Origin of the sequence: Cupriavidus sp. Agwp_2 (assembly GCF_040784895.1) — a bacterium.
GTDB lineage: Bacteria > Pseudomonadota > Gammaproteobacteria > Burkholderiales > Burkholderiaceae > Cupriavidus.
In genome coordinates this window covers 3292510-3305479 of record NZ_CP088083.1, presented here as the reverse complement: position 1 = coordinate 3305479, position 12970 = coordinate 3292510, and the positions used below count along the sequence as shown (strand labels likewise).

Here is a 12970-nt window from a genome sequence, read left to right as displayed (position 1 = left end):
CATGATCGCGGCGCGGGACATCTTCAAGTCGTTCGGATCGCTGCAGGTCCTGCGCGGTGTCTCGCTGACGCTGCGCAAGGGCGATGTCACCGCGGTGATCGGGCCCTCGGGTTCGGGCAAGAGCACATTGCTGCGTTGCCTGAACCATCTCGAGGTGATCGACCGCGGCACCATCGACATTGAAGGCGAATCGCTGGCGGCCGCTGGCCCCGACGGTGCCTCCAAATATGTGCCGGAGACGGAAGTCCGCCGCATCTGCCGGAAGATGGGCATGGTGTTCCAGTCGTTCAACCTTTTTCCGCACATGACGGTGCTGCAGAACATCATCGAGGCGCCCATGACCGTCAAGGGGCTGTCGCGCGATGCGGCGGTGCCCAAGGCCGAGGAACTGCTGCGCAAGGTCGGCCTGCTGGCCAAGCGTGACAACTATCCGGCGCGCCTGTCCGGCGGCCAGAAGCAGCGCGTGGCGATTGCGCGCGCGCTGGCGATGGAGCCCGACATCATGCTGTTCGACGAGCCGACCTCCGCGCTCGATCCGGAACTGACCGGGGAAGTCCTGCGCACCATGCGGCAACTGGCGGAAGAGCATATGACCATGCTCGTCGTCACGCATGAGATGGGGTTTGCGCGCGAAGTGGCCAACCACGTCGTGTTCATGGACGAGGGCAGGATCCTCGAGGAAGGCGCGCCCGCCGAGGTGTTCGGCGCGCCTGCCCATGCGCGTACCCGGGAATTCCTGGCGCACATGCTTTAAGCCGGGCCTGGCGCCGCCACGCCACGACAGGTGGCAGAATAGCCCGCAGCCGGTGGCGACGCTGCCATTTGATTGCCAATACATAGGAGAAGACATGCCGTACGAAAACATCCTGGTCGAGACGCGCGGCCGCGTTGGTCTGGTTACGCTGAACCGCCCCAAGGCGCTGAACGCGCTCAACGACGCGCTGATGGATGAGCTGGGTGCCGCGCTGACGGCATTCGACCAGGACGAGGGCATCGGCGCCATCGTCATTACCGGCAGCGACCGCGCCTTCGCCGCCGGCGCCGATATCGGCATGATGGCCAAGTACTCCTTCATGGATGTCTACAAAGGCGACTACATCACCCGCAACTGGGAAACCATCCGCAAGATCCGCAAGCCGGTGATCGCCGGCGTGGCCGGCTACGCGCTGGGCGGCGGCTGCGAGCTGGCGATGATGTGCGACATCATCATCGCGGCGGACTCGGCCAAGTTCGGCCAGCCGGAAGTGAAGCTCGGCACCATGCCCGGCGCCGGCGGCACCCAGCGCCTGCCGCGCGCGGTGTCCAAGGCCAAGGCGATGGACCTGTGCCTGACCTCGCGCATGATGGACGCCGCCGAAGCCGAGCGCTCGGGCCTGGTGTCGCGGGTGGTGCCGGCCGACAAGCTGCTGGATGAAGTGCTGGCCGCCGCCGAAACCATCGCCGGGTTCTCCTTGCCGGTGGTCATGATGATCAAGGAGTCGGTCAACGCCGCCTACGAGACCACGCTGGCCGAAGGCGTGCACTTCGAGCGCAGGCTGTTCCATGCCACCTTTGCCAGTGAAGACCAAAAGGAAGGCATGGCAGCTTTCGTAGAGAAGCGCGCCCCCAATTTCCAGCATCGCTGAAAACTTGATAGGGGAATACCCGACGGCCGCGCGGGGGTATTCAAGCGCCGCCGCGCTGGCCATTTTGAGGTTTTCCTTTGTCGCTCAAGGGGTTACGACATAATCACGCGAACCCCTAGCTGAGTGCTGTGACAAAGAGGTTGCAAGGTCCACGAAACCGGCCTAATATTCGCCCCCTCGCAACACACAACGCAGCGCTGCAAGGCAGCACTGGCAAGGGTTGCGGGGTCGACCGGGAGGTTGGCGCAGCGAAGTTTGCAGCGCTGACCGCAGCAAAAAAAGCTTGCTGAAACGGTTGACGAAACGAAGAAAGTTCTGCATAATCTCGTTTCTCTGCTGCAGACAACGCAGCGCGCTGAACGGCAAAGCCGGGAAGCGAAGTTCTTTAACAAACAAACAACCGATAAGTGTGGGCGCTGGGTAGCGGACGCCACTGTCTTCGGACGGTGCTGCTTCACAAGTTATACAGTGCTCGCACAGCAAAACGTGACTGGGTCTTCGGATCTGGTCAGTCAGTTTTCTGAGAGTGAGCGACCGCTCGAAAGAGCGAGGGAGCCGCGAGGCTTCCACACAGAGATTGAACTGAAGAGTTTGATCCTGGCTCAGATTGAACGCTGGCGGCATGCCTTACACATGCAAGTCGAACGGCAGCACGGGCTTCGGCCTGGTGGCGAGTGGCGAACGGGTGAGTAATACATCGGAACGTGCCCTGTCGTGGGGGATAACTAGTCGAAAGATTAGCTAATACCGCATACGACCTGAGGGTGAAAGCGGGGGACCGGTAACGGCCTCGCGCGACAGGAGCGGCCGATGTCTGATTAGCTAGTTGGTGGGGTAAGAGCCTACCAAGGCGACGATCAGTAGCTGGTCTGAGAGGACGATCAGCCACACTGGGACTGAGACACGGCCCAGACTCCTACGGGAGGCAGCAGTGGGGAATTTTGGACAATGGGGGCAACCCTGATCCAGCAATGCCGCGTGTGTGAAGAAGGCCTTCGGGTTGTAAAGCACTTTTGTCCGGAAAGAAATGGCTCTGGTTAATACCCGGGGTCGATGACGGTACCGGAAGAATAAGCACCGGCTAACTACGTGCCAGCAGCCGCGGTAATACGTAGGGTGCGAGCGTTAATCGGAATTACTGGGCGTAAAGCGTGCGCAGGCGGTTTGATAAGACAGGCGTGAAATCCCCGAGCTTAACTTGGGAATGGCGCTTGTGACTGTCAGGCTAGAGTATGTCAGAGGGGGGTAGAATTCCACGTGTAGCAGTGAAATGCGTAGAGATGTGGAGGAATACCGATGGCGAAGGCAGCCCCCTGGGACGTCACTGACGCTCATGCACGAAAGCGTGGGGAGCAAACAGGATTAGATACCCTGGTAGTCCACGCCCTAAACGATGTCAACTAGTTGTTGGGGATTCATTTCTTCAGTAACGTAGCTAACGCGTGAAGTTGACCGCCTGGGGAGTACGGTCGCAAGATTAAAACTCAAAGGAATTGACGGGGACCCGCACAAGCGGTGGATGATGTGGATTAATTCGATGCAACGCGAAAAACCTTACCTACCCTTGACATGCCACTAACGAAGCAGAGATGCATCAGGTGCCCGAAAGGGAAAGTGGACACAGGTGCTGCATGGCTGTCGTCAGCTCGTGTCGTGAGATGTTGGGTTAAGTCCCGCAACGAGCGCAACCCTTGTCTCTAGTTGCTACGCAAGAGCACTCTAGAGAGACTGCCGGTGACAAACCGGAGGAAGGTGGGGATGACGTCAAGTCCTCATGGCCCTTATGGGTAGGGCTTCACACGTCATACAATGGTGCGTACAGAGGGTTGCCAACCCGCGAGGGGGAGCTAATCCCAGAAAACGCATCGTAGTCCGGATCGTAGTCTGCAACTCGACTACGTGAAGCTGGAATCGCTAGTAATCGCGGATCAGCATGCCGCGGTGAATACGTTCCCGGGTCTTGTACACACCGCCCGTCACACCATGGGAGTGGGTTTTGCCAGAAGTAGTTAGCCTAACCGCAAGGAGGGCGATTACCACGGCAGGGTTCATGACTGGGGTGAAGTCGTAACAAGGTAGCCGTATCGGAAGGTGCGGCTGGATCACCTCCTTTCTAGAGGCTTGTGTCTCAAGCCTAGCGTTCACACTTATCGGTTTGTTTGCTGTTACAGCCAAGGGTCTGTAGCTCAGGTGGTTAGAGCACCGTCTTGATAAGGCGGGGGTCGTAGGTTCAAGTCCTACCAGACCCACCAAGTTATCCATGCGGGGGATTAGCTCAGCTGGGAGAGCACCTGCTTTGCAAGCAGGGGGTCGTCGGTTCGATCCCGTCATCCTCCACCATCGCTTCGATGGGCCTGGTTACCTTGGATTGGTGGTCAAATGCAAGCGCTTAGGATTGAGCGTTTGCATTTGGCATTGCCAAGCGATCGGAACGATCGGCTGTTCTTTAACAATATGGGATGTAGTAAAGGTGTCGCGCGAGCGTTGATGAGACGCTGCAGTACCAACGCGATACCGGGTTGTGATTGTATCAACCAAAATGTATTTAAGTGATCGAAAGATGACTTGGAATACGGCACAAATGCGAGAACTCAACCTGTAGTGAGCGGTGTCATAGAGCGCAAGCTTGAGACACACTTGTTATAGGGTCAAGCGAACAAGTGCATGTGGTGGATGCCTTGGCGATCACAGGCGATGAAGGACGCGGTAGCCTGCGAAAAGCTTCGGGGAGCTGGCAAACAAGCTTTGATCCGGAGATGTCCGAATGGGGAAACCCGGCCCGAATGGGTCATCCCACACTGAATTCATAGGTGTGGGAAGCGAACGCGGCGAACTGAAACATCTAAGTAGCTGCAGGAACAGAAATCAACCGAGATTCCCAGAGTAGTGGCGAACGAAATGGGAACAGCCTTGTACTCTTTAGCAGCATTGTTAGCAGAACGGGATGGAAAGCCCGGCCGTAGCAGGTGATAGCCCTGTATGCGAAAACAGCGTTGTGGAACTAGGTGTACGACAAGTAGGGCGGGACACGTGAAATCCTGTCTGAAGATGGGGGGACCATCCTCCAAGGCTAAATACTCGTGATCGACCGATAGTGAACCAGTACCGTGAGGGAAAGGCGAAAAGAACCCCGGGAGGGGAGTGAAATAGATCCTGAAACCGCATGCATACAAACAGTCGGAGCCTGGCAACGGGTGACGGCGTACCTTTTGTATAATGGGTCAGCGACTTACATTCAGTGGCAAGCTTAACCGATTAGGGCAGGCGTAGCGAAAGCGAGTCCGAACAGGGCGTTGAGTCGCTGGGTGTAGACCCGAAACCAGATGATCTATCCATGGCCAGGTTGAAGGTGCGGTAACACGTACTGGAGGACCGAACCCACTAACGTTGAAAAGTTAGGGGATGAGCTGTGGATAGGGGTGAAAGGCTAAACAAATCTGGAAATAGCTGGTTCTCTCCGAAAACTATTTAGGTAGTGCCTCGTGTCTCACCTTCGGGGGTAGAGCACTGTCATGGTTGGGGGGTCTATTGCTGATTACCCCGCCATAGCAAACTCCGAATACCGAAGAGTGCAATCACGGGAGACAGACATCGGGTGCTAACGTCCGGTGTCAAGAGGGAAACAACCCAGACCGCCAGCTAAGGTCCCCAAATATAGCTAAGTGGGAAACGAAGTGGGAAGGCTAAAACAGTCAGGAGGTTGGCTTAGAAGCAGCCACCCTTTAAAGAAAGCGTAATAGCTCACTGATCGAGTCGTCCTGCGCGGAAGATGTAACGGGGCTAAGCTATATACCGAAGCTGCGGACGCACAGCAATGTGCGTGGTAGGAGAGCGTTCTGTAAGCCTGTGAAGGTGTCTTGTAAAGGATGCTGGAGGTATCAGAAGTGCGAATGCTGACATGAGTAGCGATAAAGGGGGTGAAAGGCCCCCTCGCCGTAAGCCCAAGGTTTCCTACGCAACGTTCATCGGCGTAGGGTGAGTCGGCCCCTAAGGCGAGGCAGAGATGCGTAGCTGATGGGAAGCAGGTTAATATTCCTGCACCGTCGTATGATGCGATGGGGGGACGGATCGCGGAAGGTTGTCCGGGTGTTGGAAGTCCCGGTCCCTGCATTGGAGAAGGCGCTTAGGCAAATCCGGGCGCGGAATTCAAGGATGTGGGGCGAGCGGCCTAGTGCTGCGAAGCAATTGGAAGTGGTTCCAAGAAAAGCCTCTAAGCTTCAGTCATACGAGACCGTACCGCAAACCGACACAGGTGGGCGAGATGAGTATTCTAAGGCGCTTGAGAGAACTCGGGAGAAGGAACTCGGCAAATTGGTACCGTAACTTCGGGATAAGGTACGCCCTGGTAGCTTGACTGGCCTGCGCCAGAAGGGTGAAGGGGTTGCAATAAAATGGTGGCTGCGACTGTTTAATAAAAACACAGCACTCTGCAAACACGAAAGTGGACGTATAGGGTGTGACGCCTGCCCGGTGCCGGAAGATTAAATGATGGGGTGCAAGCTCTTGATTGAAGTCCCGGTAAACGGCGGCCGTAACTATAACGGTCCTAAGGTAGCGAAATTCCTTGTCGGGTAAGTTCCGACCTGCACGAATGGCGTAACGATGGCCACACTGTCTCCTCCCGAGACTCAGCGAAGTTGAAGTGTTTGTGATGATGCAATCTCCCCGCGGCTAGACGGAAAGACCCCATGAACCTTTACTGTAGCTTTGCATTGGACTTTGAACCGATCTGTGTAGGATAGGTGGGAGGCTTTGAAGCGTGGACGCTAGTTCACGTGGAGCCGTCCTTGAAATACCACCCTGGTTTGTTTGAGGTTCTAACCTTGGCCCGTGAATCCGGGTCGGGGACAGTGCATGGTAGGCAGTTTGACTGGGGCGGTCTCCTCCCAAAGTGTAACGGAGGAGTTCGAAGGTACGCTTGGTACGGTCGGACATCGTACCTAAAGTGCAATGGCAAAAGCGTGCTTAACTGCGAGACCGACAAGTCGAGCAGGTGCGAAAGCAGGACATAGTGATCCGGTGGTTCTGAATGGAAGGGCCATCGCTCAACGGATAAAAGGTACTCTGGGGATAACAGGCTGATACCGCCCAAGAGTTCATATCGACGGCGGTGTTTGGCACCTCGATGTCGGCTCATCTCATCCTGGGGCTGTAGCCGGTCCCAAGGGTATGGCTGTTCGCCATTTAAAGAGGTACGTGAGCTGGGTTTAAAACGTCGTGAGACAGTTTGGTCCCTATCTGCCGTGGGCGTTGGAATCTTGACGGGGGCTGCTCCTAGTACGAGAGGACCGGAGTGGACGTACCGCTGGTGTACCTGTTGTCTCGCCAGAGGCATCGCAGGGTAGCTATGTACGGAAGAGATAACCGCTGAAAGCATCTAAGCGGGAAACTCGCCTGAAGATGAGGATTCCCTGGAGGCTTGACCTCCTTGAAGGGTCGTTCGAGACCAGGACGTTGATAGGCTGGGTGTGGAAGCGCAGTAATGCGTTAAGCTAACCAGTACTAATTGCCCGTAAGGCTTGATCCTATAACCAGTGTGTTTCACCTGGTGTGTGTGATCGTGTCGGTGCCCTCGGTTGGCACAATACGCACAACCCAAGACTACATCCCGATTCGCAGCGTTGACCTCAACCTCAGCGCTGCACCCCCTTATGCCTGGTGACCATAGCGAGCTGGAACCACCCCTTCCCATCCCGAACAGGACCGTGAAACAGCTCCGCGCCGATGATAGTGCGGATTACCCGTGTGAAAGTAGGTCATCGCCAGGCTCTTATTGTGCAAAACCCCTCGACAGCGTGTGCTGCGAGGGGTTTTTGCTTTGGGGTTTTGAGTTTTGCTACGAGTGCTGCCGGTGACAACATGTCTGCAGCAGCACCCGCGCAAAAATACCCGTTGTTTTCCCGCTTCATCGCGGGTACCCCAGCATTCCTGCTCCACACGCCTTCTGCTATGTTCGATTCCCAAGTGCCCACATACGGCATGAAGTCGTTTGCAGCAAGCAGCAAGCAGTGAGCAATTGACAGGTCCTTGCCCAGGAAGCAGGGCCGGTTCCGGGATTCGAGGGGTTACATGACGGCCAAGGTGTTTCGGCTGGTTTTTACTGGCGCCGCCAGCGCGCTGATGCTGGCAGGATGCGCATCCAATCCCCCTGGTTCCACAGGCTTGGCCACTGCCGAAACTGATTCGGCCCGGGCTGCCGGCATCTCGGCGGTCGATTGCCAGGCTTTTGCCAAGCGCATGGCGTCGTACGCCGAGGCGCAGCGCGCTACCGAGCAGCGCGCGCTGGCTGCGGCCACGCCGGCAGATCCCCTTGCAGCGGCCAAGGCCCGAGCCGCCGAAGCAGATGCAGGCGAAGACGGCGAAGAGACCGACGCCGTGCCGCCGACCCTCGCCACGCTGCCGCTATTCTCGGCGGCGCAACGCGCGGGCCAGCTGCCAGTCGGCTGGCAGCCGTGGACCATCAACCGCAACAAGATTCCCACCCGCTATGCGATGGCCGAAATCGACCAGCGCGTCGTTGTCCATGCGCAGGCCGAGAGTTCGGCGTCTGGCCTCTATGTGCCGCTGCACGACCGCGATCCCGGCATGGTGCGGTGGAGCTGGAAGACCAGCGGCATCATCCGCAATGCTGACAACAGCCACGGTCCGAGGGAGGACGCTCCGCTGCGCTTGTTCGTCGCCTTCGATGGCGACAAGGGCAGCCTGCCGCTGAAAGACCAGCTGATGTACGAGATGGCGCGGCTCACCACAGGCCGCGAAATGCCATACGCCACGCTGATGTACATCTGGGGCGGCAAGCGTCCGGAGGGCTCGGTGGTGGCCAATCCGCATACCGACCGTGTGCGCATGATCGTGGTAGATAGCGGCACTAAGCACGCTAATGAGTGGCGATGCCATGAGCGCGACCTGCGTGCCGACTATCGCAAGGCATTCGGCACCGACCCCGGGCGGGTGGTCGCGGTCGGTATCATGACTGATACCGACAACACCAAGAGCAAGGCGGAATCCTGGTACGGGGATATCGCGCTGGACTGACGCCAACGCCGGCGGCGTCAGCCGCCGACCGGCTCGGCCATCGCCAGCACCGCGAACGAGGCCAGCCAGTGCGTAGAAACGTACTCACCGCCAATGGCATATGGCAACGACGCCTCGATATGGTCTGACCACGCCCGTACGGCCTGCGGCCGCAGCGGGGCCGGCAATACTGGCTCAAGCAAGCGCCAGCACCATGCGCGCGACAGGTTGAGCCCGTCCAGGTGTGATGTCTTGGGGTCGCTGCGGTTGCCGACTTCCACCGGCGTCAACCAGTTGGCCAGTTCGGCCGGACCTGGTACGAACATCTCCCACCACTGCCCAAACGCGCCGTCGTCCATGACGGCATGCATCAGCACGGCTTCGGTCATCCCGCCAGACAGGAATTCGTCGCCTCCGGGTTCATAGCGCGCCGGATAGCTGCGGTCATGGCCGAACCAGCGGTGCGCGCGCCGCACGATGGCGCGGCGCAAGGTTGTGTCCTGCGCCGCGCGAGCGTAGGCCAGCGCCATCACGCAGGCAAAGGCGCTGTTGAAGTGTGTGCCGGTACGCACCGGGAAATCGGCTGCGTCGAGAAACTCGGCCAGTTGCCGTGACAGGTGCGCGGCGAGCGGGGCGCAGGCCTCGGCCCATGCTGCGGCGCGCGGATCCTGCTGCGCCAGCGCCAGCAATTCGGCCTGCAGCTTCAGCACCCAGCCCCAGCCATATGGGCGTTCGAAGGTCCGGGAACCGGGCCGATGGAAATAGTCCAGTTCGACCGCGATATGCTGCGGCCGCAGTTGTGCGTCGAGCGTATCGCAGACCTCGGCTGCATCCTCCAGGTCCGGGTACAGCGCCAGCAGCCGCACCAGCAGCCAGTGCATGTGCACGCTCGAATGCCAGTCGTAGCTGCCGCAGAAGGCCGGGTGCCAGGTCGCCGGCTCGGCCACGTCACCGGCGGCGGACATCATGTGATCCACCTTGTACGGATAGCGGCGCAGGATATTGTCCAGCGCCACGCGCGCAAAGCTGCGCGCCGTCCCCCGATCGAGCGCCGAGCGGCCCATTGCAGATGCTCCCCCTGTCTTGCGCGAATGCGCTGTTACCGATTCTGCCTGCAGGCTGCGCCTTGAGATCTTGTTCTTACGCAGGTGCCAGCCACTTCTCCACCAGCCGTACGAAGAAGGTCGAGCCGACCGGCAGCAGTTCGTCGTTGAAATCGTAGCTGGGGTTATGCAGCATGCACGGCCCCATGCCATGCCCGCTTTCGCGGTGCGCGCCGTCGCCGTTGCCGAGGAACAGGTAGCAGCCCGGCTTTTCCTGCAGCATGAAGGAAAAATCCTCGGCGCCCATGGTCGGCTCGACGTTGCTGTCGACATTTGCCTCACCCACCAGTTCGGCGGCCACCGTGATGGCGAAGCCGGTTTCGGCTTCGGTGTTGATCGTGGGCGGATAATTGCGGTGGAACTCGTAGTCGATGGTGCAGTCGAACGCGCTCGCGACGGCGCGGGAGACTTCCTCCATGCGGCGCTCGATCAGGTCGAGCACCGGCACGGTGAACGTGCGCACCGTGCCGCCGATCCAGGCTTCGTTCGGCACGATATTGGTCGCATCGCCGGCATGGAACTGCGTGACCGAGATCACAGCGGTATCGATGGGGCGCTTGTTGCGGGTGATGATCCCTTGCAGCGCCGAGACGATCTGCGCGGCGGTGAAGACCGGGTCGTTGCCATTGTGCGGCATGGCCGCATGCGCGCCCTTGCCGCGCACGACGATGCGGAATTCATTGCTGGATGCCATCAGCGGGCCTGCGCGCGTGCCGAAAGCGCCGACTGGCATGCCCGGCCAGTTGTGCACGCCGAATACCGCATCGCACGGGAAACGCGAGAACAATCCGTCCTTGATCATCTCGCGCGCACCGCCGCCGCCTTCCTCTGCCGGCTGGAAGATCAGATGCACGGTGCCATCGAAGGGCTTGTGCTGCGCCAGGTAACGTGCCGCACCCAACAGCATCGCGGTATGGCCATCGTGGCCGCACGCATGCATCTTGCCGGCATGCTGCGAACGGTGGCCGAAGGTGTTGGCCTCTTGCAGCGGCAGGGCGTCCATGTCGGCGCGCAGGCCGATGGTGCGCGCACTGCTGCCGTTGCGGATCACGCCGACCAGGCCGGTGGTGCCAAGGCCGCGATGCACTTCGATGCCCCACGATTCCAGGTTGCGCGCAACCACATCGGCGGTGCGCTGTTCTTCGAAGCAGAGTTCCGGATGGGCATGGATATCGCGGCGGATCTCGCGGATTTCGGCTTGTGCCTGCAGGATTTCGGGGATGAGCTTCATGGTGCCGGAGTCTGGGCGTGGCGAGCCGGGTAGGCGTCGGATACCCCCGATCATACGATGCCTATCGGAAAAGCGCCAAAATGCGCCGGTTCGTGCCCCATCGAGCGAATGGCGCGGTGCAATATGCCAAACGCTGTGGGTTTCCCCGCATTGCCGACGTATGTCGACTGCTGGAACAGTTCATGCTTGAAGTGCCCGGCCGGCAATTTGCCGCTTTCCGCTGCGTAACCTGACCAACAAGCGCACCAAAAAGCAGCGCCGGCGCGCGACTGACCGCGTGACCCGCGGCGCGCGCGCATTGCCGATCCTAAACGTCTGCTTCACTTCCTACAGGGAGAATTGCGCGATGTCCCTTCGCACTTTCAAGAAGGCAATCGGTGTTGTCGCCGTAGCCGGGGCCCTTGGCCTGGCATGGTCCGGCAGCGCCCAGGCCGCGGACCTCAAACTGGCCATGAGTTCGCCGCCGACCTCGATGGATCCGCACTTCTACAACCTGTTCTCGAATATCAACGTATCGGAGCACATCTTCGACTCGCTGGTGAAGATGGACCCGGACAGCCGCATCATCCCGGGCCTGGCCGAGTCATGGAAGCTGGTCAACAACCTGACCTGGGAATTCAACATCCGCAAGGGCGTGAAGTTCCATGATGGCAGCGAACTGACCACGGACGACATCGTCTGGTCGCTGGACCGCCCGGCGACGATCCAGAACAGCCCGGGCAAGTTCGACGTCTACACCAAGGCGATCATCAACAAGAAGGTGATCGACAAGTACACGATCCAGCTGACCACGAACAAGCCGTACCCGCTGATGCTGAACGACCTGACGTCGATCTTCATCGTGCAGAAGAAGGCGACGCAGGGGCTCGGTTCGGATGACTTCGCGCAGGGCAAGGGCATGATCGGCACCGGCCCGTTCAAGTTCGTCAGCTATGCGCGCGACGACCGGGTCGAACTGGTGCGCAATGACAGCTACTGGGGCGCCAAGCCGGCATGGGACAAGGCCACGCTGCGCTTCATCCCCAACCCGGCCACGCGCCTGGCCGCGCTGCTGTCGGGCGACGTGCAGGCGATCGAGAACGTGCCCACGCCTGACCTGCCCAAGGTGCGGCAGGATCCCAAGCTGTCGTTCTTCTCCAAGATCTCGCACCGCGTGATCTACCTGTACTTCGATACCAAGCGCGACAAGTCGCCTTACGTCACCACCAAGGAAGGCGCGCCGCTGGACAAGAACCCGCTGAAGGATGCGCGCGTGCGCAACGCCATCAGCATGGCGATCAACCGGCAGGGCATCAAGGACCGGCTGATGGAAGGCCTGTCCGAGCCGACCAACAACCTGGTGCCGCCCACACTGTTCGGCTACAACCCCAACCTGAAGACGGTCAAGTACGACCCCGAGGGCGCCAAGAAGCTGCTGGCCCAGGCGGGCTACCCGAACGGCTTCGGCGTGACGCTGCACACGCCCAACAACCGCTACGTCAACGACGAGAAGATCGCGCAGACCATCGCCCAGAACCTGACCCGCATCGGCATCGCCACCAAGGTCGAAGGCATGCCGATGGCGACGTATTCGTCCAAGGGCATCAAGCATGAGTGGTCGTTCGGCCTGCTCGGCTGGGGTGCGCAGACCGGCGAGGTCAGCTCGCCGTTGCGTGCGCTGCTGGCGTGCGAGGACAGCAAGAAGGGCTTCGGCACCACCAACTGGGGCGAGTACTGCAATCCGAAGATGGACGTAGTGCTGGAGGAGGCCCTGTCCACCGTCAATGACGGCGAACGTTCCAAGATGCTGCAGGAGGCGACCGCGATCGCGATCAACGATGGCGGTATCATCCCGATCCACCAGCAGGTGACCACCTGGGCCACGCAGAAGGGCATCGTCTACGTGCCGCGTACCGACGAGCGCACCTACGCGCATAACTTCAAGCCCCAGTAAGTCAAGCCCCGGCAAGCAGGCTGCCTGCTGCTGAGTTCGCGGTGCCGCGCATGGCTGCCGCGCC

General features: G+C 59.7%; 7 protein-coding genes, 2 tRNA genes and 3 rRNA genes. 10 read left to right on the top strand and 2 right to left on the bottom strand.

The genetic code is table 11. The features are described 5' to 3' along the window. Nucleotide 1 precedes the first annotated feature (1 nt). The 9 genes from LPA45_RS15460 to LPA45_RS15420 all read left to right on the top strand — a co-directional run bounded on the left by LPA45_RS15460 (nt 2) and on the right by LPA45_RS15420 (nt 8660). Complete coding sequence (locus tag LPA45_RS15460; RefSeq protein WP_317925762.1) at nt 2-754, top strand: amino acid ABC transporter ATP-binding protein; 753 nt, start codon at nt 2-4, stop codon at nt 752-754. A 94-nt stretch (nt 755-848) separates the two neighbouring features. Then, nucleotides 849-1625 carry an enoyl-CoA hydratase gene (locus LPA45_RS15455; protein ID WP_116320166.1) on the top strand — a complete coding sequence of 259 codons (777 nt, stop codon included), beginning with the start codon at nt 849-851 and terminating at the stop codon, nt 1623-1625. Between the two features lie 579 nt (nt 1626-2204). Continuing rightward, nucleotides 2205-3738: ribosomal RNA gene (locus tag LPA45_RS15450) — 16S ribosomal RNA — on the top strand. Nucleotides 3739-3800: 62 nt separating this feature from the next. After that, a tRNA-Ile gene (locus tag LPA45_RS15445) sits at nt 3801-3877 on the top strand. A 12-nt stretch (nt 3878-3889) separates the two neighbouring features. Further along, a tRNA-Ala gene (locus tag LPA45_RS15440) sits at nt 3890-3965 on the top strand. A 306-nt stretch (nt 3966-4271) separates the two neighbouring features. Beyond that, nucleotides 4272-7152: ribosomal RNA gene (locus LPA45_RS15435) — 23S ribosomal RNA — on the top strand. 127 nt (nt 7153-7279) lie between these two features. Further along, nucleotides 7280-7393, top strand: a 5S ribosomal RNA gene (gene rrf, locus LPA45_RS15430). The 16S, 23S and 5S rRNA genes sit together here with 2 tRNA genes alongside, the layout of an rRNA operon. Nucleotides 7394-7484: 91 nt before the next feature. Then, nucleotides 7485-7637 carry a hypothetical protein gene (locus LPA45_RS15425; protein WP_158577638.1) on the top strand — a complete coding sequence of 51 codons (153 nt, stop codon included), beginning with the start codon at nt 7485-7487 and terminating at the stop codon, nt 7635-7637. Nucleotides 7638-7694: 57 nt separating this feature from the next. Further along, entirely contained in the window at nt 7695-8660 is a 966-nt protein-coding gene (locus tag LPA45_RS15420) for a DUF3047 domain-containing protein (RefSeq protein ID WP_317925930.1), read from the top strand. Nucleotides 8661-8677: 17 nt separating this feature from the next. Here LPA45_RS15420 and LPA45_RS15415 read toward each other — a convergent pair whose 3' ends face one another. Both LPA45_RS15415 and LPA45_RS15410 read right to left on the bottom strand, forming a co-directional pair. Next, nucleotides 8678-9703 carry a DUF2891 domain-containing protein gene (locus LPA45_RS15415; protein WP_317925929.1) on the bottom strand — a complete coding sequence of 342 codons (1026 nt, stop codon included), beginning with the start codon at nt 9701-9703 and terminating at the stop codon, nt 8678-8680. Between the two features lie 76 nt (nt 9704-9779). Beyond that, nucleotides 9780-10973, bottom strand: coding sequence for a M20 aminoacylase family protein (locus LPA45_RS15410; RefSeq protein ID WP_367394635.1), 1194 nt, complete (start codon nt 10971-10973; stop codon nt 9780-9782). Between the two features lie 346 nt (nt 10974-11319). Here LPA45_RS15410 and LPA45_RS15405 point away from each other — a divergent pair, with 346 nt between their 5' ends. Continuing rightward, nucleotides 11320-12906, top strand: coding sequence for an ABC transporter substrate-binding protein (locus tag LPA45_RS15405; protein WP_317925926.1), 1587 nt, complete (start codon nt 11320-11322; stop codon nt 12904-12906). Nucleotides 12907-12970: the final 64 nt, after the last annotated feature.

What these genes read in the sequence shown, in the direction of transcription:
- LPA45_RS15460 (WP_317925762.1), top strand. Translation starts at nt 2, where the DNA reads ATGATCGCGGCGCGGGACATCTTCAAGTCGTTCGGATCGCTGCAGGTC.
- LPA45_RS15455 (WP_116320166.1), top strand. Translation starts at nt 849, where the DNA reads ATGCCGTACGAAAACATCCTGGTCGAGACGCGCGGCCGCGTTGGTCTG.
- LPA45_RS15425 (WP_158577638.1), top strand. Translation starts at nt 7,485, where the DNA reads ATGTCTGCAGCAGCACCCGCGCAAAAATACCCGTTGTTTTCCCGCTTC.
- LPA45_RS15420 (WP_317925930.1), top strand. Translation starts at nt 7,695, where the DNA reads ATGACGGCCAAGGTGTTTCGGCTGGTTTTTACTGGCGCCGCCAGCGCG.
- LPA45_RS15415 (WP_317925929.1), bottom strand. Translation starts at nt 9,703, where the DNA reads ATGGGCCGCTCGGCGCTCGATCGGGGGACGGCGCGCAGCTTTGCGCGC.
- LPA45_RS15410 (WP_367394635.1), bottom strand. Translation starts at nt 10,973, where the DNA reads ATGAAGCTCATCCCCGAAATCCTGCAGGCACAAGCCGAAATCCGCGAG.
- LPA45_RS15405 (WP_317925926.1), top strand. Translation starts at nt 11,320, where the DNA reads ATGTCCCTTCGCACTTTCAAGAAGGCAATCGGTGTTGTCGCCGTAGCC.